This is a genomic window from Polaromonas sp. P3_C2 (assembly GCF_056402675.1).
The window spans coordinates 1-1,657 of record NZ_JBFUGX010000808.1; the positions used below are offsets into that span (position 1 = coordinate 1).

Sequence of the window (1,657 nt, forward strand, 5' to 3'; positions counted from 1 at the left end):
ACGCTGTCCATCTGTCCGATCTCGCCATAGATCTGCTGACACGAGAGGTCGTTGTCCGTCATCTTTACGCGCTCGATGGTTTGCGCAGATGCGGCGGCAGCCACCAGGAAAAGCGCCAGTGCGGCGGCAAGGGAGTGTTGTTTCATGACCGGTCCTGCAATGGGTAAGGTTGATGGAGGTTGGGGGAAAACGCGGGTAAAAAATTTCGGGGCTACTTCTGCACTTCCGAGAGCTTGCAGCCCCTGGACAGGAACAAACCAGTCAGGTGGTCTTTGCGCGCCCTGGCCTGGACCCCCAGGCCGCCACCAGCCCCCTGAGCCGGCGCCGTGGCGGATACTGCAGCTGCGGCACCGGTGCCCGCCAGCAAGGAGCCCAGCATCCCTGCGCCCAGCGCACCGGCGATGCCGCTGGGCTGCGCGGGCGATGGCGCGGCGGAATTGCGCCCGTTTTGCTGGGCCGCTGCCATGTTGTTGGCGATTTGCTGCTGGTACTGGGCCGATAGCCCTTGCTGCGTGGCCAGCGCGGCGGTCGGCGCATGCATTTGCGCCAGCGTGAGCGCGCCACCGGGCATGGCGGCCGCGGGCGCTGCGCTGAGAACCGGCAGGCCCGGGCCAGCCAGGGCCATGGTGGTGTCCATCTGCTGCGCCTCGGCGTACATCTGCTGGCAGCTGAGGTCGTTGTCCGTGAGCTTGACGCGCTCAATGGTTTGCTGCGCCTTTGCGGCCTGAGGCGCCAGGGCCATCACCACCGCAAGGGTGGCGCAGGCGCCAAGGCCGGCAAACCCCTCTCGCCAGCCTGGCTTGAACCAGTCTGTTATGTCCGAGACGGTGGTAACGCCGAACCGGGCCAGGTGAGCGCTGCGGAAAGAACGGTTCGCCAGGTAATTCATACGCAAACACACAAATAATTACATGTAGTAACAATAAGCATGTGGGCGCCAGCCGTCACCCGCTTTCTGGAGAAAGCCGTGTAAGAGTCACAAAAGTCGTGAATTAGTTCACATCTTGAGTATCACCGACCGATTCACCGGCGAAAAATAACCCAAACAGTCTACTTGTTGCCGCGCAAGCGCTCGATCAATCCGTTGAGCTCGTCCATCGAAGCGAACTGGATGGCCACCTCGCCCATGTCTTCGCGCCGGCCGTTGCGCTTGACCTGCTTTTTGATGCGCACTTCCACATTGGCCATCAGCAGGTCGGCGAGTTCTTCTTCCACACGGCGTGTGTCGCGGGACTTTTCCTTGGTGGCTTTTTGCGGCTTTAGCGAAAACTCGGCGCTGAGTTTTTTGACCAGGCTTTCGGCCTCGCGCACCGACATTTTTTTGGCCGAGATCTGGTTGGCCGCGGTGATCTGCGCGGCACGGTCCAGGCCCAGCAAGGCCCGCGCATGGCCCATGTCCAGGTCGCCCGCCATCAGCATCGTTTGCACCGGATCAGCCAAATTCAAAAGCCGCAGCAGGTTGGAAGCAGCGCTGCGCGAGCGGCCGACGGCCTGCGCGGCGAGCTCGTGCGTGAGGCCGAATTCCTTGACCAGGCGCTGCAGGCCGTGGGCCTCTTCGAGTGGGTTGAGGTCTTCGCGCTGGATGTTTTCGATCAGCGACATCGCGGCGGCCGACTCGTCGGGCACGTCGCGCACCAGCACCGGCACCTCGTCCAGC

General features: G+C 62.6%; 2 protein-coding genes. Both read right to left on the reverse strand.

Features of this window, described 5'->3' with window-relative positions; all coding sequences use genetic code 11:
• Positions 1 to 211: 211 nt before the first annotated feature.
• The gene (locus tag AC1DWI_RS22205; RefSeq protein ID WP_477670382.1) at positions 212 to 889 is read right to left on the reverse strand and encodes a hypothetical protein; all 678 of its coding nucleotides are present in this window, start codon (positions 887 to 889) and stop codon (positions 212 to 214) included.
• A gap of 161 nt (positions 890 to 1,050) precedes the next feature.
• Positions 1,051 to 1,657 (reverse strand): ParB/RepB/Spo0J family partition protein (locus AC1DWI_RS22210; RefSeq protein ID WP_477725790.1); only part of this gene is annotated, 607 nt, incomplete at its 5' end.

Excerpts from the sequence above, each read along its gene's own strand:
- AC1DWI_RS22205 (WP_477670382.1), bottom strand. The coding sequence starts at position 889 with ATGAATTACCTGGCGAACCGTTCTTTCCGCAGCGCTCACCTGGCCCGG.